The organism is Ktedonobacter racemifer DSM 44963, from assembly GCF_000178855.1.
GTDB classification, from domain to species: Bacteria; Chloroflexota; Ktedonobacteria; order Ktedonobacterales; family Ktedonobacteraceae; genus Ktedonobacter; species Ktedonobacter racemifer.
Genome location: NZ_ADVG01000004.1, coordinates 22,585 through 46,813 on the forward strand (window position 1 = coordinate 22,585; position 24,229 = coordinate 46,813).

Annotated in this window: 21 protein-coding genes and 2 pseudogenes; 11 read left to right on the forward strand and 12 right to left on the reverse strand. The window is 52.5% G+C overall.

Features of this window, described 5'->3' with window-relative positions:
* Positions 1 to 35: 35 nt before the first annotated feature.
* Together KRAC_RS41525 and KRAC_RS63565 are read left to right on the forward strand one after the other, a co-directional pair.
* A complete protein-coding gene (locus KRAC_RS41525) occupies positions 36 to 1,253 on the forward strand; it encodes a bifunctional lysylphosphatidylglycerol flippase/synthetase MprF (RefSeq protein ID WP_007917746.1) in 1,218 nt (405 codons plus the stop codon).
* A 10-nt stretch (positions 1,254 to 1,263) separates the two neighbouring features.
* The gene (locus tag KRAC_RS63565; RefSeq protein WP_244422489.1) at positions 1,264 to 1,854 is read left to right on the forward strand and encodes a GtrA family protein; all 591 of its coding nucleotides are present in this window, start codon (positions 1,264 to 1,266) and stop codon (positions 1,852 to 1,854) included.
* A 464-nt stretch (positions 1,855 to 2,318) separates the two neighbouring features.
* On the opposite strand, the gene KRAC_RS41535 is transcribed toward KRAC_RS63565, so the two are convergent.
* Both KRAC_RS41535 and KRAC_RS41540 read right to left on the reverse strand, forming a co-directional pair.
* Positions 2,319 to 3,533 (reverse strand): IS110 family RNA-guided transposase, encoded by a 1,215-nt coding sequence (locus KRAC_RS41535; RefSeq protein WP_007917749.1) that lies wholly within the window; start codon positions 3,531 to 3,533, stop codon positions 2,319 to 2,321.
* A gap of 410 nt (positions 3,534 to 3,943) precedes the next feature.
* On the reverse strand, positions 3,944 to 4,660 hold the full coding sequence (locus tag KRAC_RS41540) for an IS6 family transposase (protein WP_040446944.1): 717 nt from the start codon (positions 4,658 to 4,660) through the stop codon (positions 3,944 to 3,946).
* A gap of 127 nt (positions 4,661 to 4,787) precedes the next feature.
* On the opposite strand from KRAC_RS41540, the gene KRAC_RS41545 reads away from it, so the two are divergent.
* From KRAC_RS41545 to KRAC_RS63570, 4 genes and pseudogenes are all read left to right on the forward strand, one after another.
* Complete coding sequence (locus KRAC_RS41545) at positions 4,788 to 5,354, forward strand: IS110 family transposase (RefSeq protein WP_007917751.1); 567 nt, start codon at positions 4,788 to 4,790, stop codon at positions 5,352 to 5,354.
* 250 nt (positions 5,355 to 5,604) lie between these two features.
* A pseudogene (locus tag KRAC_RS67455) lies at positions 5,605 to 5,709 on the forward strand (DUF1348 family protein); the annotation flags it as partial.
* 186 nt (positions 5,710 to 5,895) lie between these two features.
* On the forward strand, positions 5,896 to 6,894 hold the full coding sequence (locus KRAC_RS41555; RefSeq protein ID WP_007917752.1) for an NAD(P)H-dependent flavin oxidoreductase: 999 nt from the start codon (positions 5,896 to 5,898) through the stop codon (positions 6,892 to 6,894).
* A gap of 675 nt (positions 6,895 to 7,569) precedes the next feature.
* Positions 7,570 to 7,959, forward strand: coding sequence for a VOC family protein (locus KRAC_RS63570; RefSeq protein ID WP_007917753.1), 390 nt, complete (start codon positions 7,570 to 7,572; stop codon positions 7,957 to 7,959).
* Positions 7,960 to 8,106: 147 nt separating this feature from the next.
* Here the strand turns inward: KRAC_RS63570 and KRAC_RS72475 are convergent, their stop codons facing one another.
* The gene (locus tag KRAC_RS72475; protein WP_157507777.1) at positions 8,107 to 8,250 is read right to left on the reverse strand and encodes a hypothetical protein; all 144 of its coding nucleotides are present in this window, start codon (positions 8,248 to 8,250) and stop codon (positions 8,107 to 8,109) included.
* Positions 8,251 to 8,396: 146 nt separating this feature from the next.
* The gene (locus tag KRAC_RS72480) at positions 8,397 to 8,684 is read right to left on the reverse strand and encodes a hypothetical protein (protein WP_157507779.1); all 288 of its coding nucleotides are present in this window, start codon (positions 8,682 to 8,684) and stop codon (positions 8,397 to 8,399) included.
* A gap of 124 nt (positions 8,685 to 8,808) precedes the next feature.
* On the opposite strand from KRAC_RS72480, the gene KRAC_RS41570 reads away from it, so the two are divergent.
* Entirely contained in the window at positions 8,809 to 10,134 is a 1,326-nt protein-coding gene (locus KRAC_RS41570; RefSeq protein ID WP_007917755.1) for an integrase core domain-containing protein, read from the forward strand.
* A 618-nt stretch (positions 10,135 to 10,752) separates the two neighbouring features.
* Here KRAC_RS41570 and KRAC_RS41575 read toward each other — a convergent pair.
* From KRAC_RS41575 to KRAC_RS41595, 5 genes are all read right to left on the reverse strand, one after another.
* Positions 10,753 to 12,066, reverse strand: coding sequence for a vanadium-dependent haloperoxidase (locus tag KRAC_RS41575; RefSeq protein ID WP_157507781.1), 1,314 nt, complete (start codon positions 12,064 to 12,066; stop codon positions 10,753 to 10,755).
* A 289-nt stretch (positions 12,067 to 12,355) separates the two neighbouring features.
* Positions 12,356 to 13,138, reverse strand: coding sequence for a hypothetical protein (locus KRAC_RS41580; protein WP_007917759.1), 783 nt, complete (start codon positions 13,136 to 13,138; stop codon positions 12,356 to 12,358).
* A 633-nt stretch (positions 13,139 to 13,771) separates the two neighbouring features.
* Complete coding sequence (locus KRAC_RS41585) at positions 13,772 to 15,007, reverse strand: oxalate decarboxylase family bicupin (RefSeq protein ID WP_007917760.1); 1,236 nt, start codon at positions 15,005 to 15,007, stop codon at positions 13,772 to 13,774.
* A gap of 67 nt (positions 15,008 to 15,074) precedes the next feature.
* Complete coding sequence (locus KRAC_RS41590; protein ID WP_007917762.1) at positions 15,075 to 15,497, reverse strand: ester cyclase; 423 nt, start codon at positions 15,495 to 15,497, stop codon at positions 15,075 to 15,077.
* A gap of 225 nt (positions 15,498 to 15,722) precedes the next feature.
* The gene (locus tag KRAC_RS41595; RefSeq protein ID WP_007917766.1) at positions 15,723 to 18,089 is read right to left on the reverse strand and encodes a LuxR C-terminal-related transcriptional regulator; all 2,367 of its coding nucleotides are present in this window, start codon (positions 18,087 to 18,089) and stop codon (positions 15,723 to 15,725) included.
* Positions 18,090 to 18,320: 231 nt separating this feature from the next.
* Here KRAC_RS41595 and KRAC_RS41600 point away from each other — a divergent pair, with 231 nt between their 5' ends.
* A complete protein-coding gene (locus KRAC_RS41600) occupies positions 18,321 to 18,734 on the forward strand; it encodes a hypothetical protein (protein WP_007917767.1) in 414 nt (137 codons plus the stop codon).
* Positions 18,735 to 19,082: 348 nt separating this feature from the next.
* Positions 19,083 to 19,499, forward strand: coding sequence for a hypothetical protein (locus KRAC_RS41605; RefSeq protein WP_157507783.1), 417 nt, complete (start codon positions 19,083 to 19,085; stop codon positions 19,497 to 19,499).
* Here the strand turns inward: KRAC_RS41605 and KRAC_RS41610 are convergent.
* From KRAC_RS41610 to KRAC_RS41620, 3 genes and pseudogenes are all read right to left on the reverse strand, one after another.
* The gene (locus KRAC_RS41610; protein ID WP_211221423.1) at positions 19,473 to 19,805 is read right to left on the reverse strand and encodes a hypothetical protein; all 333 of its coding nucleotides are present in this window, start codon (positions 19,803 to 19,805) and stop codon (positions 19,473 to 19,475) included. The two genes, KRAC_RS41605 and KRAC_RS41610, sit on opposite strands and share 27 nt — an antisense overlap.
* Before the next feature lie 46 nt (positions 19,806 to 19,851).
* The gene (locus tag KRAC_RS41615; protein ID WP_007917774.1) at positions 19,852 to 21,309 is read right to left on the reverse strand and encodes an ATP-binding protein; all 1,458 of its coding nucleotides are present in this window, start codon (positions 21,307 to 21,309) and stop codon (positions 19,852 to 19,854) included.
* A gap of 713 nt (positions 21,310 to 22,022) precedes the next feature.
* Positions 22,023 to 22,307: pseudogene (locus tag KRAC_RS41620) on the reverse strand (integrase core domain-containing protein); the annotation flags it as partial.
* Positions 22,308 to 22,390: 83 nt separating this feature from the next.
* Here KRAC_RS41620 and KRAC_RS41625 point away from each other — a divergent pair.
* Together KRAC_RS41625 and KRAC_RS41630 are read left to right on the forward strand one after the other, a co-directional pair.
* The gene (locus tag KRAC_RS41625; RefSeq protein WP_007917776.1) at positions 22,391 to 23,212 is read left to right on the forward strand and encodes an IS6 family transposase; all 822 of its coding nucleotides are present in this window, start codon (positions 22,391 to 22,393) and stop codon (positions 23,210 to 23,212) included.
* 157 nt (positions 23,213 to 23,369) lie between these two features.
* Positions 23,370 to 24,191 (forward strand): IS6 family transposase, encoded by an 822-nt coding sequence (locus KRAC_RS41630; RefSeq protein WP_007917777.1) that lies wholly within the window; start codon positions 23,370 to 23,372, stop codon positions 24,189 to 24,191.
* The last annotated feature ends 38 nt before the right edge of the window (positions 24,192 to 24,229 follow it).

The window sequence follows — 24,229 nt, forward strand, 5'->3', positions numbered from 1 at the left end:
GCTCCCGACCTGTTTTGCTGAAGGGACTTGCACCGATGATGAACAGACAACCACCAGGAGCTGACACCGAGCCAGTGGACCAGCGCATCCCATTTCGTCATCCCGAAGTGGACCTCCTCCGTCTCTATGGCAGCCACTCGCTCGCCTTCTTTGGTCTGGCGGAAGAGTTCGAGCAGTTCCTGGCCCCAGGGGAGCAGGGCTTGATCGCCTATCGCGTGGTCAATCGCGTGGCAGTGGCCCTCGGAGACCCCCTGTGTGCGCCGCAGGCGGTTGAAGCGGTCACGCGCAGCTTCCTCGCCTTTTGCCGCGCGCGAGGCCTCCGCGTGGCGTTCTATCAGGCAAGTCCCGATTATCTGGCTCTCTATCGCGTCCTCAATCTGCATGCGTTCAAAATGGGGGAAGAGGCGATGCTCTTTCCCCAGACCTTCAGTTTGCAGGGCCCGGCTCTGGCCAAAGTCCGCACCCGGTGTCGGCACGCGCAGCGGGAAGGAGTGCAGATCCAGTGGTACGAGGGCGTTGTACCAGCCGCCGTGATGCAGCAGCTTGTCTCCATTTCCGACGCCTGGCTCGAAAGCAAAGGAGGCCGGCAGGCAGAGGAGACGGGCTTTAGCACGGGAAAATGCTCTGAGATACAGACACACGCTCGACGAGCTGACCGGCTTATCGGCTTGCTTATCCCATCGCATGGGGCGTTACCTGCGCTGCCACTCGTGACCGGCGTCGCCCTGACCCGCTCTGGTCAGGCGTGCGCTTTTGTCACCTTTACTCCCATCTACGGCGTGGCAACTGGCGAGGAAGGCACCGGTCAACGCTGGGGTTGGGCGCTCGATCTGATGCGCCGCACGGCGGATGCCCCTTCTGGCGCAATGGATCTGTTACTGGTCCAGGCTCTCGAACGCTTCCGGGCACGGGGAGCACACAGGGCCAGCCTGGCCCTGGTCGCCCTGGCTGATACCAGGCAGGAAATGGCCCAACCCTGGCGGTCCCTCGTCGATCTTGTCGCCCGGCATCTGGCGCTGTTCGAGCAGCGCCAGACGCTCTTGCGCTTCAAACAGAAATTTGCTCCCTGCTGGGAGAGCCGCTACCTGGTCGTCGATTCCAGGCTCGCCCTCCCAAAAGTTGCTCTGGCCGTGCTGCGCCTGCGCCATTACTCAGGAACAGGATTCGTGAGACTGCTGACGAGATCGATCGCCCGGCCCCGATGGCTTCCCGTTGAGCAGCAAGGAGAGAAGATGCCCCATGAGCGCATGTGAGAAGACATTCGTGAACGTGCCGCACATTCCTGGTATGGGCAAGCCGCGCCCTACCCCGCCAGGCCCGGTTCGCGCTCTTTTTCCTGGTGGGGGAGGGCGCGGCACCTGCTGGCAAGTTGTTCGCTACTGCCTGGTGGGTGGGGTCAACACGCTCATCGATGTGTCGATCCTCAATGCCCTGCTCTGGCGTTTTCCGACGCACAATATGCAACTCCTGGTGGTCGAGAACTCCGTGGCGTATGCCGGCGGCGCCGTGAGTAGTTTTTTCTTGAACAAATACTGGACGTTTCGGCGCAAGCAGCAGCCAACACGCCAGGAGGTAGGGCGCTTTCTCCTCAGCGTGGCGCTCGAAATTCTTTCGAACAATGCTCTCCTGTGGCTCGCAGGGATGGCTCTGTCTCCCTTCATGGCCAATGTGATCGTGTGGGGCAATATCTCAAAACTGCTGGCAGTGGCCGCGAATGCGGTGCTCTCGTATCTCCTCATGCGCTTCTGGATCTTTGCCAGTGGAACGCAGGACCGCGCGATCCCGAAAGGCGCTTCTCCCCCGACAGCCGAAGAACCGGAGAACATGAAGGAAATTCCTTCTCAGTTTCCTTAGCGTTATGTTTCGTTCCATTCATACAGAAAGCGGCCTGAACGCACTCGACATTCACGCCTCCGCCTCTCATGAAAGCAAGACCCTCTATGTCAAGAGCCAAAAACAAGAAAGGAAAAAGCAAGGTGAACGTAGGTGAAGCTGCCTCCCGTGTGGTGATGCAAGTTTTCCACACCGGTCAAGGCCAAGACAAGCGCGCCCACACCCGACTCTCTCACCACCTGCGCGGCCTTGACTCGGTGTGGCCTGGAGCGAGCAACCCACACCGGGAGTCGGGAACGCGGTGGTGGGCCGCGGCAGACGTTGGAGCAACAGGCAGGTGCGCAGGAACGGCTCACCGTCGGCAGAAGGGACGCGGCGGGAACCGCTTGGGCGACTCCGTTGGAGCACACGATATCAGCACTGACAAAGAACTTCGCAGTGCTGAGCGTGCCCAACCAAGTGTGACGCAAAGGGACAGCCTGGGTTCAGGCGGCACGTTGGCGAGGCGCGTGAGCCAGCTTCGCGGCTTCAAAGGTCTCGGCTTGATAGCACGTCTCACTCATCCACATCCGGTACATGATCCGCACCCAGATATTGGCCAGAGCGCGAAGGGCCATGCTGTGCGTTTTGCCTTCTGCCAGTTTGCGTTGGTAATACGAAGCCGCCCACGGCTCCGAGAGCGTCGATTGCCAGGCGAATTGGTACAGATCATTGCGCCAGGGCTTCACGCAGGCAAAGCGTTTGTGCGCCTTAGCGTAATTGCCGCTTTGGTAGGGGACAGGAGCTGTCCCAGCCAGTTCCTGAACACTGTTGGCATCAGCATAGCGTGTGCGATCATCCCCCCATTCAGCAAGCAAGCGCGGAGCCAGACGCTTGCCTGCTCGTGGAAGAGAACTCCAGATCGCATGGTCTTTATGGGTCAAAAAAAGGGTCTGAATCGCCTTCTCATAGCTGGCAAGGTCTTCAATGACCACCAGCAATTGTTTGACCAGAGACAGCATCAACCGCGATTTAGCGCGCACGGTGACTTCACTGGCGACCAACTGAGGATGGTGCAGTTCCTCAACCATCGAGGCGGCGGCCTGTGCTGGGTTGGGAAACGTTCCCAGACGCAAGGTAGCCGTTATCTCTTCAACCGACGCACACTGTGCTGCTTGGGGAGTTGGGTACGCTTGCAAAAAACGCAGTGTGGAAGGCTGCTGGAGCTTGGAGAACAACTTCAAGGCCACCAGATAGTATTCCTTGAGGCAAGCGGTCAATTGGTTGACCAGGCGCGTTTGCATCTGAACCAGAGCATCCTGATCGCGTGTCAACATTTTCAATTCCTGGACGGTAGGGCTATCAGGTTCCAAGCGATGCAGCTCAGCCAAGTTGAAGTATCCCGCTTTTGCCAACAAACGCGCGTCAATGCGATCAGTCTTGCCTCCTGCTACTTTCCGCAACCCATTGATCGTTTTCGGGTTCACTGGATACACGGGAAGGCCAGCCGAAAGCAGGAAAGCGATGAGCAGCCCGTGATTCGTTTCGAGAATGCAAGCCAGTTCTTCAGGTTGAGAGGTAAAGCTCAACAAAAACTGCTTCAGGTCATGCAAGCCTTCCTGGCTGTGGGAAAAGCGGCGCGCTCCAACATGTTTACCGGCTTCATCGAGGACATCAACGTCATGATGTGTGTCTGCCCAGTCCAAACCAACGTACCACATCGTTCCATCTCCTTTGCGAGAAGCATTCCTGGGGGGATCGGGTCCTTATATGCCGAGTGCTCGAAGCAACGACCCTCTAATCATCGATGTGCCCAGGAGGGCTGCCAGGGGAAGGACAATCTTGCTTTATCAGTCAAGCTGTGTGGAGAAAAGAGCCTTTCCCCAGCAGTGTTTCTTGAGCAGGCTCATCCTGCTCAGCTCTTGTTTGAGAGAGCTTACCAAAATCTTAACATATAAGGAGAAGATGCATGCAACCTTTCGATTGGCAGCCTCCAGTAGCACTTTCCGAGCGAGAAGAACACATTGTCCAACGGATGGTATTGTCAAGTTATTGTATGAGGGAGAGCATTGTTCTGAGGAAAAGTCTGTTGGGAGAAAAATGGCAAGGGAGAACTGAAGAATTATGCTTGCTATGCAGCGTTGTTTTCACTGCGAATATCGTTCCAGGTCTCAAAGCGCTCCTGCATGAGGACACGATAGTCCGATGCCCTGAGGCGATGTCGTCTCGGTCGGAAATGGTCGGAGATAGGTCCAAAGGCCGAGAGGAACCGTTGGGCGTGACCTGGAGATGTGAAACGTCGCATCGTTCGTTCGCGTTGTCGAGTAGGCTGATGCGAGTTTTCTGCTCGATTGTTCAAGCCCTTGTGCTGCCGATGTTCGACGCTCGGCATGATCTCCCTCTTGGCGGCTGCATAGCTGGTGAGTTTGTCGGTGATAATGACACGAGGCACGTACTCGAGTCCCTTCAAGAGCTTGCGAAAGAACTTTTTGGCAGCTTTTTTGTCTCGTCGGCTCTGCACCAGAATATCGAGTATTTTGCCATGCTGGTCAACGGCACGCCAGAGATAGTGCTGCTTTCCATTAATTTTGAGAAACACCTCATCCAGATGCCACTTGTCTCCTGGCCTTGCGCGGCGACGCTTCAGCTCATGAGCATATGTTTGACCGAAGTTGAGGCACCACTGACGGACTGTTTCGTAGGTGAGTACGATTCCACGCTCTGCCATGAGCTCTTCGACATCACGGAAACTGAGCGAAAAACGGAAGTACAACCACACGCAATGACTGATAATCACGGGCGGAAAGCGATACCCTTTGTAGGGTGAAGATGAGACGCTCTTTTTCATGAGGGTATTCTATCATGCTATTCAGCTTTTGTGTGTAGCTTCATCAACTTGACAATACCATGCTAGGAAACCTTTCCTTTAAACAAGCGAGCAGAATTCATCAGAAGTGCGGAAGGGCCATTTTTCGGTGCTATTGACACTCACACTTATTGATGCGCAAGATCGTGCCATCAGTCATTTGGAAAGGGAAATCGAACGGCATCTGCACCCTTTTGAGGAACAGATGACACGCTGCGAAAAGATCAATGGGGTGAGTTCGCACATCATCCACGTCTTGATGGCAGAGGTAGGAACCGATCTTTCTCGTTTTCCCGATGCCGAACATCTCAGCTCGTGGGCCGGAGTCTGCCCGGGACACAAGGAAAGCGCAGGCAAACGACAAAGTGGACGATGTCGTAAAGGCAATCGCTATGTGCGAACAGCCCTGGTGCAAGCCGCCCATGCCGTTCGCCGCTCGCATACCTACCTGGGAGAACGCTACCGTCGTCTGAAAAAGCGGCAAGGAAGTAAACGTGCGGCCTTAGCCGTGAGACGCAGCATCCTGGTCACCTACTATGAGATGATGACAACGGGGCAAGACTATGAAGAGAAGGGAGAGGAGTTTTTCCGCCAGAGGGATCGCGGCAAGGTGGAGCGCGAATTGATTCAACGTCTCAAACGTCTGGGGTATCAGATCACGCAGCCAGCAGCCTGATGGATGCGGGCATCTCAAGAGGCAGGTGAGGAAAACCACAGCCACATGGTGTGGCGTTAGGGAATCTTTTTTGCTTTTTTGCAGCTTTTTCAGAATATTGTTGGGAAATGATCAGCTTAATGTTGAGATTTACAACTCGGGCTGGTGTCAAACGGTGAAGCGATGAGTATCTTTCTCGGATGTTGAAACGTGCCATCACTGGATGCTTTGGAAGGGAACGGCACGCCAGCTCTACTGTTTGTTCCAGCACCATGAGAATGAACATTGGGAATTTGACGAAGAGGGACTCATGCGGCGGCGCGATATGAGTGCGAATGATTATCCGATTCAGGAGTTAGAGCGGCGTTACCGTTAAGAGTCACGAGGTTCACTGAGAAGCACTTTCCCCAATCAACAAATCAGCGGGAAGCACGATCGTTAACTGCGCAAGAAGAGGGGCCAATACCCCGCTCCGGTCGTGCGAGAGGAAGAGTAGAAGCGCTTCTTCAACACAGAAGAAGGCACTAAGAAGATCAAGAGGGTGCAAGAAAAGGAGCGGAATATGCTTCATACCTATCTGACCACATCCTGGGGCTTGCGTTATCCTATCATCGGCGCACCCATGGTAGGGGTAGGGCGCGGACGCCTGGCACGCGCAGTTTCCGAGGCAGGGGGGCTGGGCATGATCGGCATTGGTACGGAGCCTGCCGAACTCATCGCACGAGAGGCGGCGATTGCACGTGGAACAGACCAGGGGCGTTTTGGAATCGGGTTGATGACCTGGGCCATTGAAAAGCGCCCCGACTTGCTTGAGGCCGCGATAGAAGCTCACCCTTTCCTTCTCTCGCTCTCGTTTGGTTCACCTGCTCCCTATGTGGAGCGGCTGCATCAGCATGGGATTTTGCTTGCCACCCAGGTCAACACACGAGCGGAAGCGGTGCAGGCAGTCGGAGACAAGGTTGATCTCATTGTTGTGCAAGGAGTGGAAGCCGGAGGACACGTCACTGGCCAGGTGAGTACGCTTCCTTTATTACAGGCGGTGCTCGATGCGGTGCAGGTGCCGGTGCTGGTGGCGGGTGGGATCGCTACTCCACATGGTGTGGCAGCGGCCCTGGCAGCCGGTGCCGAAGGCGTCTGGGTGGGAACCTGTTTGTTAGCCTCACCAGAATGCGAGCATGTCGAGCAAGCCAGGGTCAGGATTCTGCAGGCGCAAGAAACGGATACGATTCTCACGCGTGCTTTCGACGTTGCCCAGGGTCTGGCCTGGCCAGAACAGTATCCTGGCCGCGCCTTGCGCAATCACTTTACCCAGCAATGGCATGATCGCCTCGAGACGCTTCCGCAAGCCAGCGAAGCACGTCAACAACTTGCCACGGCGATAGCGAACAAGAACTACGATGTGGCCTCCATTTATGCAGGAGAAGCGGTCGGATTAGTGACTCGCCAGCAACCCGCTGGGGAAGTTATTCACGCTCTGGGAAATGGGGCCGAACGCCTGCTGCGCACGCGTTCTTCCTTGCTGCTTGACGGGTATGAAGCATCAAGTGAAGACGAAGGATGAGACCAGCGTGAGCGATGAAGTATCAATTGTGTTCAGCGGCTCGTCGTCAGGCATATCTGGTTTAGCCAATGATCAGCCCATATCCAGACGACAAGGATGCGGCGACTGCCCGGAGCGCCCAAGTTATTTACAACATGCTCTGCTGATACCCCAGATGTGGAGCGGTTTGCCCAGGTACGTTCGTACCAGTGCTCACGATTGAGGGCAAGTGCTTACGTTTGAGGGCAAAACCTGCTCACTTGGTAAGTCATTTACCATATTGTAAATTTTGGAATTACGTGAGCGGAATTTTTGACAATTACGTGAGCGGTAAAACGAGCAAACAGCTAAATAGACCATAAACAGCGATACGTTGCAAACATTTTGTATGCTCTTACTCGTTTTACCCGCCCATTTACTTGTCAAAATTTTTAACAATGCATTCATTTAATTCTCAAATTTACACAATGCCCATTGTCGTCGGGTCCATTCTGTCATTCCAAAAATTAAATGGCGCTAAATTTGAGAAATTATATAAAGAGCAAGATAAGAGAAGTATTGGTCGGTCCCACCCTGGTATATTAAGGGAAACTTGGGCATGCTACTGCACATGAAGCAGAACCATTATGGGCTGCCTGATCGGTTCTTGATTTCTGTCCTCGATTTTGGTTGCTGAATAAAGAAAGGGTACACTTTATGATTAAGCTCGGCATAAACGCCATACTGCTCTTTGTGCGTGAACTGGACAAATGCACCGTATTTTATCGTGATGTCCTCAAGCTCCCCTTTGTAGGAAGCGATCCCGGCGTTGCCACCTTCAAGGTGCAAGACCGCTACCTGACCCTGCTATCACCAGAAGGAGTCGCAAAACTTTTTGGGATTGAGCCCGACGCAGTCAACATCGAGGGCAACCCGCGTGCCATGATAGCCTCTAGAGTTGAAGATGTTCATGCGACCTATGAAACCTTCCAAGCAGCGGGTGTTACCTTCCTCCGACCACCCACCGATCATCCCTGGGGGGTACGCACAGCCATCTTTGTCGACCCCGAAGGCAACCTCTGGGATATCAACCAAGATATAGAATAATGTCGAAATCTTCAGGCGTATACAGGGTCCACATTTTCGCCCAAGCCAGTGGATCGTCGCCCTCCGCCATAAATACGCATCATGCCTTCAAAAGGGGCCAGCAGTTCCTGTCGATACATGGCCTCGCGTTCCTGTGCGCTGGCACTGTTATGATCGGCTGCGCCGGGGCCAGAGGCGGAGTTCACCAATAATCATGCCCACGAGGATGCAGACACAGCCAAACCAGCCAAGGGGCGTCAGGGTCTCGCCAGCAGCGTAGACGCCTGCCGCCCACTTACTTGCCAAAACCATTATTGAAGAGGAAATTGCTTCATGACCTGTTCATATGTCTCTTGAGCCTCAGCAGGTCACAAGCCGCACCCGCCACATTTATGGTAGAGCTACACAATTTATTGTGTTTTTGGAGGAGAAAAAATCAATATCTTGATTCATGGACGCTATCTCGCGCAAAAAAACTTGTCCCACCCCCGCTCGTCTGCAAATGGAAGAAGAACTTTGCCGCTTTCGGAACCCATACTTGCCGCTTGTTGGTCCATATAATTGAATAGATTGCCCTTCTGATTGTCAATTCGGAACATATATTTGCCACAATACCCAATAAAAAAGTAAAACATTGCCGCCATTTTTCGGTAGTGACTCTTGAAAGAAGTGGTAAAATAGAGATCAGGAGGACTGACCATGACAGCAACCCCATCTCTGCCAGCATGTGTATAGCTTTCCGTCATCGTCTCCCGAGCGAGGTCGCGACTTCGTGTCCATCTCAGCCAGGAGGGGAAACCAAGGCGTGGAGCATGGAGTAGAATCCAGGAGAAGACGGTTTCGACACGCCTTTGGTGGAGGAATGGAAGTATGGAAGAAGAATGGATGCGCGATCGCGCTCTCTTGCGAGACCTCCTGACCCGCTATCCTCTCTGGACGCAGCAGCAATACGCCCAGGTGGTGGGTCGTTCAATCAGTTGGGTGAAGAAATGGCGCAAACGCTTGCGAGAGGCCGAGGCGCATGATGTGCAGGTGCTCATATCTCGCTCACGCGCTCATTCTGCCCCCTACCCCTCATGGGACCCACGCGTGGAGGAGCGCATCGTCGAGATGCGCCTCTCACCCCCGGAGAACCTCAAGCGGGTTCCGGGACCTCGCGCCCTGCTGTACTACTTAGCGCGTGATGCCGAGCTGCAAGCCTTGCAGGTGCCCTTGCCGCGCTCGACTCGCACAGTGTGGAAGATGTTGCACAAACACGGCTGTATTCTGGAGCGCCCCAAGCCCAAGAAGCAGCCTCTGAAGCCAAGGGAGCCTCTCGAAGAGATCCAGATGGATTTTAAGGATGTGAGTACTGTTCCAAGCAGTGAAAGCCAGGAAGGCAAGCGGCAACATATCGTGGAGGTCTGTCACTTTCTGGATGTGGGGACCTCAGTCCTTCTGGGTGCTCACGCACGGGAAGATTTCCATGCGCAAACGGCTATGCAGGCAGTGATCGGTTTCTTGCGAGCATATGGCCGACCGCCGATGATGACCTTTGACCGCGATCCCAGGTGGGTCGGAAGCAGCAGTGGACGCGATTTTCCTTCGGCCCTCCGCCGCTTGTTGCTCTGTTTGGGGATCCACCCCAACGTCTGTCCACCTCATCGCCCAGACAAAAATGCCTTTGTTGAAAGGTATCATCGGACGTATGCTCAGGAATGCCTCCAGATCCAGTGTCCAGGCACCCTGCAAGAGGTTCGAGAGGTCACCGAGACCTTCATGCAGCATTACAATTGGGAACGCCCCCACCAGGGGCGCGCTTGTCGCAACGTTCCTCCACGGGTCGCCTTCCCAACCCTACCGCCATTGCCCCCACTTCCGCAAATGGTGGACCCCGATGCTTGGCTGCGAACCCTTGAGGGGCAAATCTTTGTGCGAAAGGTCGGAGCAGATGGCTGTGTGAACGTGAATCTGGTCCCCTACTATGTGGGTCAACAGGTCGCGGGCCAGTACGTGGCCTTACAGGTCGTGGCAAGTGAACGGACCTTTGCCGTCTGGCATGGAAGCACGCTGCTCAAAATGGTGCCCATCAAGCACCTGCAAGGGCAACCGATGCCGCTGGAGGACTATTTCGCCCTGATGGTGCAGGAAGCGTTGGCCGAGGAGCGTCGTCTCTCAGCCAGCCAACGGCATCTCCAGCAACTGGCTCTCTGGTGAAGCCGAGCTTGGCCGACGAACACCATGGAGACGTTTCCGATCTGTTCAGCTCTGCGGCTGTACGGTTGGGGCTGTGTGTCCAGCAGCATCTCTTTCGCACCACTTCCATCTACTTCCACTCCCTTTCCGCCCACTTCCACTCCCTCTCAACCTCGACCATCCCCTCCTTTTTCCGCTTTTCATGAGCAGGGGCGTCTCATTTTCGCATCTGTTGCTCCTCTTCTCTGAGCGGCTTCGATGAGACTACGTGGTTGGGGAGACGATGACGGAAAGCTATACACATGCTGGCAGAGATGGGGTTGCTGTCATGGTCAGTCCTCCTGATCTCTATTTTACCACTTCTTTCAAGAGTCACTACCTGATTTCAAGCAATCAAGTAAGTGCAAACTATACTGTTTGCTTGCTAAAACAAGCGAGCAAGTGTGATGTTCATAGCTTGCTCGCTTTTCGATCTCAAGTACTCTCGTAAGAGCCAAAGTCGGAAAACAATACATCATTGTGCATCAAGGGGCTTTTTTTTCAACACCTTTCCCTCGCATCATTCTGAGGATCTTCTACAAACGTTCATATTTGTGTATACGTGACAGGATTTATCCGGGGGAGTGTCAATATCTCAAGCTATGCGCTTCCATTTATGTATGCCTGCCCCTTGTTCCACACCTGAGTGCCAACAAGGCGACCTACTTTTCTCCCCTCCAGGTCTCCCCGCTCAAAATGGATACCTCCATATCGGCGTGATAGACCGGCCTGGTTTGCTGCTGCCGAGAAAGTGGGCCAGGAGAGGGTGATGTCGGAAGCGGGCAGTACTCCAGTTTCAAAACTAGAGGTATTGGCGGGCTTCTTATACGAAGCATTCAGCGTATCGCTGCCAGTAAAGCGTTTCAACACCTCGGCTGCCGCCGAACTAAATGTGCTATGGCCTGAGATGTACTCAGGAAAAGCTGGTGTGACAACGGTTGGTGCCTGATACGGCTTCCAGTCTTTTCCATCGATTAACTGGGTTCCCTGGTATGGCCCCCTCCACGACTGGATAACCTTTCCATTATACAGGTAGTGAACGGCAGTCACAGGACGTACCGAATCGTAGGCACGTTTAGCGTCCCAGCAAGCGATTCCCGCATCAAAAACTGCATTTCCCACCAGGAAGAACATCTTGACATCCTTGTCCAGGTCATGATGGTCGCGCATTGAGACAAAATGAGCGAACAGACACCAGTGGCCCGGAGGCAACTCCGAGGAGGGTCCATCCGCCCAGTACTCGGCAATCACTTTTTGCTCATCCGTTAGATCAGCACTATACTGGATAACCTGTTTCACCTCTTGCAAATAGTCGGCGGATGGATACTGAGGGGGGGCCGCAGGACGAAACTGCGAGCCAGAAGTCAGCGCAAAGGGGATCACTCTTCCCCACTGCGGCCCAATGTACTTTTGCACAACGAAGCCTCCCGACCCGTTGGCAACTCTCAAAGGCTGCCAGCGATTGGGGTCCTTGATAACATCGGGAGCGTTGAGCGGCTTATACCCTGTATAGTCCGAATAGGGTCCTGTATGCAAATCACCCAACTGATTTGAGCCATCATTATGCCGGAACATCAGCACGGCCTCTGCTGCAATATTACCGATACCAGTCGGCGTCGTTGGGTCAGCGGATTTATCGCTGGGATCATAGCCCTGCTTTTCCATGAAAGCATTGAATAGCGGAGTTTCCGATGGAAACAGATCGATAAGGGCGCTATAAGCAGCATAGCTGATAGCCTGTTTTTTGTTGGCAAGAGTATGCTCGGAGGCCGGTCGGCGCAATGTTCCCCCGAGGCGCGTACCAACGGCTACCTGATCGTATGCCGTCCATGCATCGTAGATGCATGTTTGCACAATTGCAATTGCTCGGGCTACCATTGGTGGTCCAGGCCTGGTGTCGCGTATGGCTTGCAAGCACAGGTTGCTCCACTGTAGTACAGCGTTACCGTTCATATCTAAAATTATGGAAGAGAGAGCTGTGGGAAGAGACTGTGAGCTCTTTGCTGCGTCTGCGCTCCGATTAAAGGCACAGCCGCTGATTACATCTGCTACTGTCCCTGACCCAGCCAGCGCTACTCCCACGCCAAGACCACTCCGAAATAGCTTGCGTCGGCTCAGAACAGTGCTCTTGAACAGAGGCGCATGCCACTTTCTCTCGTCTCGTCTATCCATCGTAGTCCTCCGAGTTATGCCCTGGGGTGTTCTAGTAACCCGGGAACGTCATGACTTCCCGTACGTCGTATTTCATGTTTCCATTTGGCAGCATTTCGGGCATTCCCATAACGCCTTGATTCATGCCTTTTCCAAACTGGTCATTGCTTACCTGGCAGATAACAGTTGAGTCACCGGCCATGTCGGTAAACATTGGAACAATCGCCTGGTAAGCAATGATAATCGGCGTTGAACCCGTATTGATTTTGTAGTAGCCAAACATCAGGGCGGTGCCAGCGGGGACTTGTGTCCCGGTCGCTCCTCCATACGTTCCGTAAAGGGTCATGCTACCTTTGACGGCATACACAGCCCAGCCACCATCATCAACGAACCAACCGGAGCGGGGAACGTTCATATCTGAGATGGAATAGGCGCGCAGGTTCATGTGAGGATCATTGGTGAAATCGAGGAACATCGCGTGACCGATTTGATTGCTTTTAGAAAAGTCCAGGCCATAGCGCAACTTGAAGAAAGCCAGGGCTTGAGCCTTGTGCTGGGTAATCTGATCGTCGTTCCAGTCCATGTGTCTGAAAAAGTCGGCTCCGCTCATCATTGACATCATATCGTTCATGCTACTGGGGCTAAATTCGCCGTTACCCATGAAGACCATGAATTTTTTATAGCCAGCAGGTGCCAGGTTGGTAGCGTTTCCAGAATTTGCCGAATTCGTCCGGTCACTAGAAGCTGATGTGGAAGAACTACAGGCGCTGAGAATCAGAAGGAAAACGATATACAGCATAACGCTCAATTTGACTCGCGTCCTGATCACTTTCATCTTCGCCATCTCCTTTCGAGGGATGCACAAGGCAATTTATTTATCAGGTAACAATACACGAGAAAGATGCACTTTCATGCCTCCACAACACCATTTTCCCAACCAGTTGCTACTGTCTTGCTTGTAGAGCATCTTCCTGCGACTACTCGTCTAACGGTATACATCTTCTGTCTACAAGTGTAGGAGCAAGGCGTCCTCTCATCGTTACCACAAACGTTACGAGCTGAAAGATTGACCCCTTTTTCTTGGGGTGGTTGAGGGCGAGAAAAAGGGTATTGTCAACTTAAGGATTTTGGTTGATGAGCTTTCACCACTTCGATGCTACTTTCCCCAAGATTCTTGAGAAAACACTGTCCGAATGAGGGCATCATCCCCACTTTAAGGCATGTTTCTCCTATATAATCTCTACAATTTTGCTTAAGTTGACAATACCCGATATGCATGCGCAGGCCTTGCAACACCTACTGCTCTGCTGGGGGTACTGGTAGTTATCAGCGTTGTGCATGCGCTGATCATTGCCTGGTGTGTCAAGCGGAAAGATATGCCCTATTAAGTTAGGGCTCAGCCAGGTCGGCACTGGTCCGACCTGGCTGAGTCGGGCAACGCTGATCCGAAACTCGCATTTATGCTGAATTACATAATGATCGGCTTCGTCTTCTGTAGTACATCCATCACCTGTTGAGGCACGTTGAGATCACCTTGCACCAATGCTGGTGGCGTCACTGCCATCCACTGATTGAGAGAAAAATCAGCATAGCGATCCGTTTTGAATATCTCCAGAAAGCGTAACGTTGCCTTGCCTGTATTCTCGACATAGTGTCCCATATTCGCCTCCACATACCCAACGTCCCCGGCCTGGTAGTCGAACGTAGCAGCGGTGCCAGCACCAGCAAAGACGGTCATGCGTCCATTGCCTGCGATATAGTACTGCCATTCATCTGCATTTGGATGCCAGTGCATTTCGCGCAAACCACCAGGCTCAATCTCCACTAGTGCGGCGGCGATCGTCCTTGAGACGCCGAATTTGGTCGAATCAACGACCCTCACTTGGCCGTGGGCTTTGCCCTTCGTTGGTGGCTGAGCTAGCAGATGATACGTGAAGCTCTGTGGAGACGTCCCGTAGGGATCAGAGATCGGAGTTGCTGATGTGGGAACCTGGCCGGGGTAAATCCAGCGAGTGGATGGTGGTGCGAGATTGGCAAAATTGCTTTCCGGCACGCCAAAGTTTTTCGCCAGCACGTCTTTCGGCGTATGCACGAACCAGTCGCTGAGCATGAAGGTTGAACCCGCAGAGAAACTACCGTCGTCAAATACCAGTAAGAATTCGCAACCGCCCTGGAGTCCCTGAATCGAATGCGGAAAGCCAGCAGGGAAGTACCAGAGATCACCGACGCCAACGTTATCGACGAAGTTACGCCCCTGAGGGTCCAGGCAAGTGACCTGCGCTTTCCCATTAAGCATATAGGCCCATTCAGCCTGCACATGCCAGTGTAATTCGCGAACGGCACCCTCTTTCAGGCGCATCGTCACCCCTGCCACTGATGTTGAGACGGGCAGTTCTGTTACCGTTACCTGACGGGCCCAGCCGCCATTGGCAAGCCGGTTATGAGCATTGCCAAACGAAAACTTGAGGTTTGGCATAATGCCTGCATCAGTCGTAGGAGGAGCTAGCGTATCAGGGTTCATCTCATCGAGCGCTATATTGCGGGGGCCAGGATCTGTGGCACCAAGATTGCCCTCAATCGGCTCGGGAACCGGTTCATCAGCCGGCGTCGATGTAGCATGAGCAACAGCGGGGACACTGGTGATGCTGGCAACAGCTCCAGCAGCTGCCAGTGTTTGAAGAATTTTGCGTCTCGTCGTATCCATACTATCCTCTCTGCTTGATATCTATTAAATCTTCTAGAGACTTCTCGCCAGGTGGTTCTATCACATCCTACGCCTGTAGTGATACAATTCCCAGCTGTTGTAAAATATGTATTTCATCGGGAAGTCCCCAACGTTCGACGACCATGCCGTCGACCACGCGTAAAACATTGATCTCTGTGTAAGAAATGCGTTTTCCAGTCGCAGGTACCCCCATGAACTCCCCTGTGTGCAGAAGCGACCACGCTGTCACATCAACGACTTTGTCTTCTTCCGCTATCTGATCCAAAATGGTGACATGAATCTGAGAGAAGGCTTGATGAAATGCTGGCAACTTGAGCCCTTCGATATCAGGTGTCTGACCTGCAAGAGGACGGTGATTGACGAATGAAGGGGCCAGAACCCTTTCCAGGGCCAGTTCATCTCCTTCGTTATATGCCTTAATAGCCTCATAAAAATCACGAGCGACCGCTTTATTTGCCTCCGTTAACATCCTACACTCCTTCTTGTTTGCTGCAGGTACGTCTCTTCTGTGCTTGCTTTTGAGAAAGCGCTTCCTCTTCTGAGTGTATTCGTGCGCAAGTCGTTTCGCATCTGTAAAACAACTGTAATTTTCTCAACATGTGGAAGGGAGATACGTAGGTAGAATAACGTACGGGGCATCTCGTGCTGGTAGTATGCGTCGCGAAATGGAGGTACTGAGCGGAGACGGTTGGTACTAGATTAATTTTCTTTCTACAGCGTAGCGAGTTGCAGCGCTACGGGTGGAAACATGAATTTTGGGGTAAATCTTATTGAGGTGAGCATTGACCGTACGAGGACTTATACAAAGGCGCTCAGCAATCTCTTTATCGGTGAGGCCTTCAGCAAGCAAACGAAGTATTTCCACTTGCCGTTGCGTTAATTGATCAGGATACATAGACAGGTGGTATGAGGTATCGGGGGCAGACAAGGGAATGGAATCGGTCTTTTGCTGAAGAGAGGTTTCGAGAGAAGAGGCCAGGAGGGCCTGTTTTGGAGTCATCGCGCGTCCTTGAGCCCATATCCTTGTCAAGGTCTCCTCGTTCATTTTAGCGCGGAGTTGCATTTTTACATCGTCAACGCGCCGCTGGTCCGCGTCTGAAATCAATCCCCAGCTTATTTCGCGCAATGCCTCTCCAGCACCTAGAAGGATGGCCGCCCACGTTTCTTGACCAATGATGGTCGCAATTGCGCCAACTTCTTCAAGACTTGTGGCAATTAAGAGCTTTTCACCCAATTCAAGAGCTGTCAGAGATTTTTCTTTATACATATGCAGCGCGGTTTCATATTCTTTCAAGTGACAGATGATCTGCCCCAGAAAATCCAGTGCCTGGACAATCGCGCGACGATCTCCCACCTCTTTTATGAGGACAAGAGATTGCTCAAGTAATGTTCGAGCCCGCACGTAGTTACCTTGCGCCTGCGCCTCTCTCGCCACAAGAGCATATGCTTCGGCAAGATGCCAACGATCTCCCATTTCCTGAAGAATAGGAAAACTTTCTTCATAGTACGTCTTTACATTTTCGTCGTGTCCTTGCAGAAGTTCGCAAAATCCCATTGCATTAAGTGCGACAGCATACCCATGTCTATCTCCAACTTCTCGGTAGAGCTTTAAGGATGCTTGTAAATATTCTTTCATGGCTGCTGTGTGAAGCTGAAAAAAGGCTAATAGAGCAGCTGCGTAGGACGCTTTTGCTCTCACTGCTGCCGAGACCATTTCATCCTGGCATCTCTTCAATAGCTGCTTGATCTGCTGGTATCCCTCAGAGACATAGCCACGATACGACCAAAATCTCCATAGTGCTGCGGCGAGCTCAAGTGCGTTTTCGATTTCATTGCATTCTACCAGCCAGGTGAAAACCGCACGGAAATTGTTCTGCTCCTGCTCGAGTATATCCAGTCCCTGTAACTGTGCCGCGCCAATAAGCTGTGGCTCTATTTCTTTCGCAAGATGGAGAAAATACGCAGTATATGCCTGTACTATAGCGTTCGTTTCCCCTTCAACATCGATACACTTTCGTCCATACGCGCGGATCACCTGCAGCATTCTAAAATGAGAGAGATCTGTTGGGCCCTCTGAAGGAGAAATCACGAGCCGATGATTCGTCAGTACAGCAAGCTCTTGCAATATATGGTGACGTTTCTCGCCAAGTCTCTCATAGAGATCTTCCAAGGTTTCCAGCGTCGCTCCTCCAGAAAATATAGCCAGTCGCCGGAACAGACGCTGTTCCTGGGGCTGAAGAAGAGAATAGCTCCGATCAATTGTCTTGCTCCATGTACGCTGGCGTTCTGGAATATCTTGTTCTTCATTGACCAAAATATGTAATGGATGTTGCTCTAAGTATTTCAGCAACATCCTGGGGGGGAAGAGTTGCATACCCGTTGTCGCAGCAAGTTCTATCGCCAAGGGAAGCCCGCCAAGATGAGCACAAATTTGCACGATGGGGTACACATTCTCTGCAGTAAGCTGAAACTGCGGGAGGTGTGTGCGCGTACATGCAAGGAAGAGAGCAACGGCAGGGTTATGCGCAAGGACTTCGGGGTCATACTTCTGTGTGAAGTTTGGGAGATCGAGCGGAGAGAGAGGAAATTGCTGTTCCCCACGCACTTTCAAACCTGCGCGGCTTGTCACCAAGATGGTAATGCCAGGACAGGCATCGAGAATACGAGGGAAGAATGAGGCTGCTGGGCGGAGATGCTCAAAGGTATCAAGTAACAACAGCATCTGTGTCTTATGAAGAAAAGAACAGAGCGTTTCTAAATCAGAACTTGAAGGGACCTCGGTGATCCCTAGTGCGTGAAGTATTGCCGATAGAACGAGGTTATGATCGAAGAGACTGTCAAGAAAAATGGTACAAACACCATCTGGAAAGGAAGACTGTAAAGCAGAGGCCACCTGCAAAGCGAACTGCGTTTTGCCAACTCCCACTGTTCCTACGATAGTAAACAGGCGGCTGCCTCTCAATGTAAACAACTCAAGGAAACGCTCAATATCACGTTGACGACCAATGAGCTTCTTCAATGGTCTCAGTATTTGCTTTATGGGTATATCGTGGGGAGCCATTCCATCTCACATTTCCTCTATTCCCGCATCATTTACTATCAACGTAAGTATAGCACATGGATTGATGGTACTGGACAAAAACGGGGTAATTTCATCTTTTCTATGTAACGTTTTTGTAACGTTGCTGCGCTATACTCAGGACAGTTCGGAGAACGATCATTCTGCTATGGAGAGCACTGTTGCGAAGGAGAGCTGCTCTTCCCCTGTGGGAAGTTCGGGAAAGGGAAATGCATGAGCAAACGTATGGCCTTCTGGCTGGCGTGGAGTGTATGGCTGCTGTGCCTGGGCATGGTGATTGCTACGCTGTTTTCGCAGATCAGACAAGAGCCTGCTGGTTGGTTTGGGGAGCTGTTTGATACCCTGGTTTTGCTCGCCTTTGCTACTGTTGGTGCGCTGATTGCCTCGCACCGTCCGGAGCACCCAATTGGCTGGCTCTTCTGTGCCAGTACGCTTTTGTGGACACTGGGCGTTGTGCTGGTAGAATATACTGTATCCGATTTCCTGGCAAATCCAGCGGTGAGCCCGCTGGAAGCATTAGCGGGCGCTATTGGTTTGTGGGCCAGGGCAATGGGCTGGTATATGATGCTCACCTATTTGCTCCTGTTTTTTCCCAATGGACATCTTCCCTCGGTATTGTCAACTTAAGCAAAATTGTAGAGATTATATAGGAGAAACATGCCTTAAAGTGGGGATGACGCCCTAATTCGGACAATGTTTTCTAAAGAATCTTGGGGAAAGTAGCATCGAAGTGGTGAAAGCTCATCAACAAAAATTCTTAAGTTGACAATACCCTTTGAGCTCTCGTTCCCATCCGTGCAGTTGCACCAAGTCGTTTTCTTGAAAAGCACTGGCGGCGCGCTCATAGCTGATATCACACATCTTGCCGTATCCGATAGACGCTTCGAGACCTTCTTGCAGACTCGTGTGGCTCAACCGAGTTCCTCTCCTTCCAGCACCGATTATCGCTCCTTGGTCAAGAAGGTTGGCAATACGTTGCTTGTTGGAGAAGCGACGCTTGCTGAGGTTCTTGAGGGGCTTGTGGCCATAGAGGCGCAATGGAGCAAGCAGCAGGTGAGACCGCAAACTAGTGGGACACAACAACCAACGGCCCCATCTTCGCAGCAAACATCACACTCGCCGAAAGACATTGTTGATATAGGTCTGGGGTACAAGGATCAGAGGCACCCTCAATGGATAAATAACCATGATGTCCTCAGCGCAAAAATCAACACTTTGAGCGATCCCCAAGGCTCCATTTCCCTTGTTCAAGCGATTTTCAGAAAGCGTGAAGGTCGAGAGCTTGTCATCAAGGTAATCAAAGGCGAGAAAGACCACCACCAGTTAAATGTGATCCTCAGCTATCTAGAGGCTGATCTACAGAAACTAGATGTTGAGGACGATAAGAGATGACCATATTCTGATTGTTTGCTCTTTTGGAACGGCTTGCATCGCCATCTGGCTCTGGTCCTGCTCGCGCACGTGGCGACAATCAGAGATTCTGGACGCACCCCGGTCAACTTCCTCCTCAGGCTCAAGGGCACCAGTATGAGAACCGACCTCGACCTGCTCTTCACTGCTGGCAGTATACGCCATTTTCATCCTCTGAGGTGCCGCGGCGCGGCATGGGACTTCCTCCGAAAATAGGCTTCTCATGCTGAGATAAAATCTCAGGTGCAGCTCATTTTCATCCGCTTTCATGTCGCGCTGCGACATCACGCTTTCAGGGCGTTTCCTCATCACGTGCGCCGCGTGCTTTCCCCAGTCAGACATCCCTCCTCCTGGGAAAGGTGACGGTAAAGGTCGAGCCTTTCCCAACGTCGCTGTCCACTGTGATGGTTCCCCCATGGTGCTTGACGATCTCCGCCACAATGTACAGGCCCATGCCCAGACCAGGGACCGCATGCTGCCGGAGACCAGCGTCCCGATAGAAGCGCTCAAAAATCTTGTCGCGCTGCTCTCGCGGGATGCCCAGGCCATGATCGATCACCCGGATCGTGACCGCACTTTCGGAGGTGGAGAGCTCCACCTCGACGGTCTTTGCGTCGGGAGAATACTTGATGGCATTGCTCAGCAGGTTGCTTAACATCTGTTCCAGTCGGTCTCGATCTCCGATCACACTGGTCTGTATGCTCCCACGCACCACAATGGTATGGCTGGGACTCATGTGCTGCATGGTATCGGTGGCCTCCCGCAGCAAAGCGTCGAGATCCACCCGCTCTCGGACGTACTTCAGTCTCCCTGCCTGCATCTGGGAGACATCCAGTAACTCTCCGATCAGACGCTCCAGTTGCTCGATCGGCCTCTCCACTCTGGAAAGCGTGGTAGCCGCCTCGTGCTGGGAGTGCTTTTCGAGGCGTTTGTGCACCAGTTGAGTCTGCATCTTGACCACAGTGAGCGGGGTCCGCAGTTCATGGCTGGCCATATTGATAAAGTCATCCTTGTGTTGTTCCAGTTCTTTGCGCGCCGAATTGTCCAGGACAAAGTTGATCGCCTGGTGGGGGTGATGCTGGAAGACGACCCCGCACACGAGCACCAGCAGGCGACTGCCATCTTGACACACGTACTCTTTCTCATAGGGCGTCATCGACTGCTGGGTGGCCAGCTCCTGCAGGGACTGCACGGTCCGGGCCATATATTCTGGAGGGGTCATGTTCCTCCAGTTCAGGCGCCCAGCACGCAGATCTTCACGGGTATAGCCGGTCATGCGCAGAAATGTGTCGTTTGCATCCACAATCTGCTCACCCTCGATGATGTTGATCCCGATAATCTTGGATTGCATCAAGGCGTCTGCGCGTTCCTGACCCTCTCGCAAGACGTCCTCGATCCGCTTCTGCTCCTCGATGTCGGTGCTGGTGCCAACCCACTTGACGATCTGGTCGGCTTCGTTGCGCAAAGGCTCGGCGCGGGTTAAAAACCAGCGATACTCCCCGGTCTGGCATTGTTTGATACGTTGTTCGTACTCAAACAGAGTTCCCGTGTCCAGGGCATACTCCCAATGCATTCGGTTCCCTTCCTGATCCTCAGGATGGAGGAACGGGAGATACGCCCAGATGTCGCGGTGTACCTGCTCAAACGTCAACCCAACGTAGTCCAGCCAGCGACGGTTCGCGTAGTCGTGCAGGCCGTCGGGTCGTGCCGTCCAGACCAACTGGGGAATGGAATCGATCAGCGTGTCACATGACGCGGGAGTAACACGCCTGGTTTGCTTTGTCTTCGGCATACGGGAAACCTCCCTTTCACGTGTCCCCATCCCTGGTGGCGAAGCTGCGTCCTAACTGTGGCCTCAAGTCGTCTCTTCAAAGAACGTGCTGTCTTCAAGAAACAAGCAAGCTGTACGATGAGATATCAGTGAAATCGTTCGCCCTCTTCATAGGAGTATAGGCCTATGCACATCAATGAAACGTATACATCTCAGGGGAACTTGTAAAAAAAGACTCAATCTCCCTCTATGGCTGTCACTTGCCGGAAGGCTTGGCAGCCTTGTAAATGTACACCTTCAGCGCGCAACTATCCGCATCTGGCGCGGTTTTTCAACTCGCCAATGGCTGAGCTGCTCACATTTCAGGGCATTTCCAAGAGTAGCAGAAAAACGACCTGGAGAACCATTTTACTTACAAAAAACGTGCTCCATCAGTGAGATGCGAAGCGGGTTGAGCAGGCATTAATGGTTGAGCCGCTCACTCTTCGCACTGATTGTATGACTTTGCGTCATCGTCTCCCCAACCAAGTAGCCTCATCGAAACCACATCAGAGAAGAGAAGCAACAAACCTGAACATGATATGTCCCTGCTCATGAAAAGCGGAAAAAAGAGTGTGGAAGTGGTGGGAAGTGATGTGCAGAGGACGTCGCTGGCCATACGGCTCCAACCGTTCAGCCGCAGAGCTGAACAGGTCAGAGAACGTCTCCGTTGTGTTCGTCGTCCAAGCTCCACTTCACCAGAGCACCAGTTGCCGAAAATGGCGCTGGCTGGCCGAGAGGCGACGCTCCTCGGCCAGGGCTTCCTGGATCATGAGGGCGAAATAGTCTTCCAAGGGCATCTGTTGCCCGTAGAGATGTTTGATGGGCACTGTTTTGAGCATGTTGGGGCCATGCCAGACCAGAAAGGTTCGCTCGCTCGCCACCACCTGTAAGGCCATGTATTGCCCTGCGACCTGCTGACTGATGTAGTAGGGGGCCAGATCCACGTTCACACACCCATCTGTTCCCACTTTACGAAGGTTCTGTCAGAACTCAGAAGATGATTTGGCACGATGTCCACTCAGATCGTATACTTGTGAGAAACAAACATTTGGAGTGATTCATGCATTGTCCGCACTGTACCTCCCCTTCGACAAAAGAGCAGCGTCAGAAAACGACTCTGGGGTATCGAATATTTCGTTGCTTAGCCTGCAAACACCTGTTTAATGAGCGCACGAACACCCCTTTCAACTATCTTGAATACCCTACAGACATCGTTCTCCTCGTCGTCGTTTGGCGGTTGCGCTACAAATTGAGTCTTCGTGATGTGGCGGAAATGTTTTTGGAGCGGGGATGGACCTTCACTCATGAGGCAGTAAGGGATTGGGAAGCTCGATTTACCCCGCTCCTTACAGACCAACTGCGAAGAAAGCGGCATGGACAAGCAGGAACCTCCTGGTATGTTGATGAAACATACATCAAGGTGCACGGGAAATGGTGCTACTTGTATCGAGCCATCGATCACGAGGGCAATCTCGTTGACTCGCGTCTTAGCGAGAAGCGCGATATGGAAGCGGCAAAACGATTTTTCCAGCAAGCTGTTGAGATCTGTGGTCATGCTCCTGAACAGGTGACAACGGATGGGCATACCTCCTACCCACGAGCAATACGCGAGATCATAGGCAACCATGTTTACCATCGTACAAATAAATATCTGAATAATCTATTAGAACAAGACCATCGTGGCGTTAAACAACGGTATTATCCGATGCATGGTTTTGGAAACGTTGAAGCAGCATCTCGTTTCTGCTGTGCCTTTGATGAATTACGCCATTACTTACGCCCTCGTTCTAGGAGGGAAGAAAACGTGTCTCTCGCGGAACAACGGCTGTTCTTTTCTCAGAGGTTCGCAGATCTACAAACGCTGATGATGGCAGTCTCCTAATGCAGAAATCATCAGTAAGGCTATGGGCACCTTTTTGACATCCTGAGTTCTGACAGAACCGGGTGAAGGGTTCTGTCAGAACTGAGAGGAAGACTTGTCGTGGAGCTTGTTTGCAAGGTATGCTGAGGACAATGACTCACCTGAGAAGGAGCTATTCATGAACTGTCCACATTGTATCTCAGCTGCCACCAACGAGCAAACACAAAAGACCACACTTGGCTATCGCATGCTCCGTTGTTCAGTTTGCAAGCACCGCTTCAATGAACGTACAGGAACGCCGTTCAATTTCCTGGAATATCCCACTGACATCATTCTCCTGGTCGTCTTGTGGCGGCTCCGATACAAGCTGAGTCTGCGGGATCTCGCGGAAATGTTTCTGGAGCGCGGCTGGGAGTTCACGCACGAGGCAGTTCGAGAGTGGGAAAGGCGGTTTGCACCGCTCATTACAAAGCAATTGCGAACCAAACGGCGCGGGCAAGCGGGATCATCGTGGTATGTAGATGAGACGTATATTAAGGTGCATGGAAAGTGGTGTTATCTCTATCGAGCCATTGATGCCGGTGGCAATCTGGTGGATTCACGGTTGAGCGAAAAACGGGATATGGAAGCCGCCCAGCAGTTTTTCAAGCAAGCCCTCGCCGTTGTCGGCCATGCTCCAGAACGGGTAACGACGGACGGTCACACCTCTTACCCGCGAGCAGTGCGTGAAACGCTGGGGTACGATGTCCAACATCGGACAAACAAGTACCTCAACAATCGCTTAGAGCAAGACCATCGAGGAATCAAGCAAAGGTATTATCCTATGCACGGTTTCGGGAACTTCAACTCGGCATCTCGTTTCTGCTGTGCCTTTGACGAATTGCGCCATTATCTCCGTCCTCGTTCTACCACAGGAGAACTGTCTTCACTTTCAGAACAGCGACGAGTTCTCCTTGATCGGCTTGAAACCTTAAAGGCATTGATGCAAGTAACCCTCTAGTGAGAGAGTAAATAGCTCAGTATTCTGCTGAGCTTTTG

Coding starts and splice junctions, on each gene's coding strand:
- KRAC_RS41525 (WP_007917746.1), top strand. CDS start 36: ATGATGAACAGACAACCACCAGGAGCTGACACCGAGCCAGTGGACCAG.
- KRAC_RS41535 (WP_007917749.1), bottom strand. CDS start 3,533: ATGTGGTACGTTGGTTTGGACTGGGCAGACACACATCATGACGTTGAT.
- KRAC_RS41540 (WP_040446944.1), bottom strand. CDS start 4,660: ATGAAAAAGAGCGTCTCATCTTCACCCTACAAAGGGTATCGCTTTCCG.
- KRAC_RS41555 (WP_007917752.1), top strand. CDS start 5,896: ATGCTTCATACCTATCTGACCACATCCTGGGGCTTGCGTTATCCTATC.
- KRAC_RS63570 (WP_007917753.1), top strand. CDS start 7,570: ATGATTAAGCTCGGCATAAACGCCATACTGCTCTTTGTGCGTGAACTG.
- KRAC_RS72475 (WP_157507777.1), bottom strand. CDS start 8,250: ATGGTTTTGGCAAGTAAGTGGGCGGCAGGCGTCTACGCTGCTGGCGAG.
- KRAC_RS72480 (WP_157507779.1), bottom strand. CDS start 8,684: ATGACGGAAAGCTATACACATGCTGGCAGAGATGGGGTTGCTGTCATG.
- KRAC_RS41570 (WP_007917755.1), top strand. CDS start 8,809: ATGGAAGAAGAATGGATGCGCGATCGCGCTCTCTTGCGAGACCTCCTG.
- KRAC_RS41580 (WP_007917759.1), bottom strand. CDS start 13,138: ATGAAAGTGATCAGGACGCGAGTCAAATTGAGCGTTATGCTGTATATC.
- KRAC_RS41585 (WP_007917760.1), bottom strand. CDS start 15,007: ATGGATACGACGAGACGCAAAATTCTTCAAACACTGGCAGCTGCTGGA.
- KRAC_RS41590 (WP_007917762.1), bottom strand. CDS start 15,497: ATGTTAACGGAGGCAAATAAAGCGGTCGCTCGTGATTTTTATGAGGCT.
- KRAC_RS41595 (WP_007917766.1), bottom strand. CDS start 18,089: ATGGCTCCCCACGATATACCCATAAAGCAAATACTGAGACCATTGAAG.
- KRAC_RS41600 (WP_007917767.1), top strand. CDS start 18,321: ATGAGCAAACGTATGGCCTTCTGGCTGGCGTGGAGTGTATGGCTGCTG.
- KRAC_RS41615 (WP_007917774.1), bottom strand. CDS start 21,309: ATGCCGAAGACAAAGCAAACCAGGCGTGTTACTCCCGCGTCATGTGAC.
- KRAC_RS41625 (WP_007917776.1), top strand. CDS start 22,391: ATGCATTGTCCGCACTGTACCTCCCCTTCGACAAAAGAGCAGCGTCAG.
- KRAC_RS41630 (WP_007917777.1), top strand. CDS start 23,370: ATGAACTGTCCACATTGTATCTCAGCTGCCACCAACGAGCAAACACAA.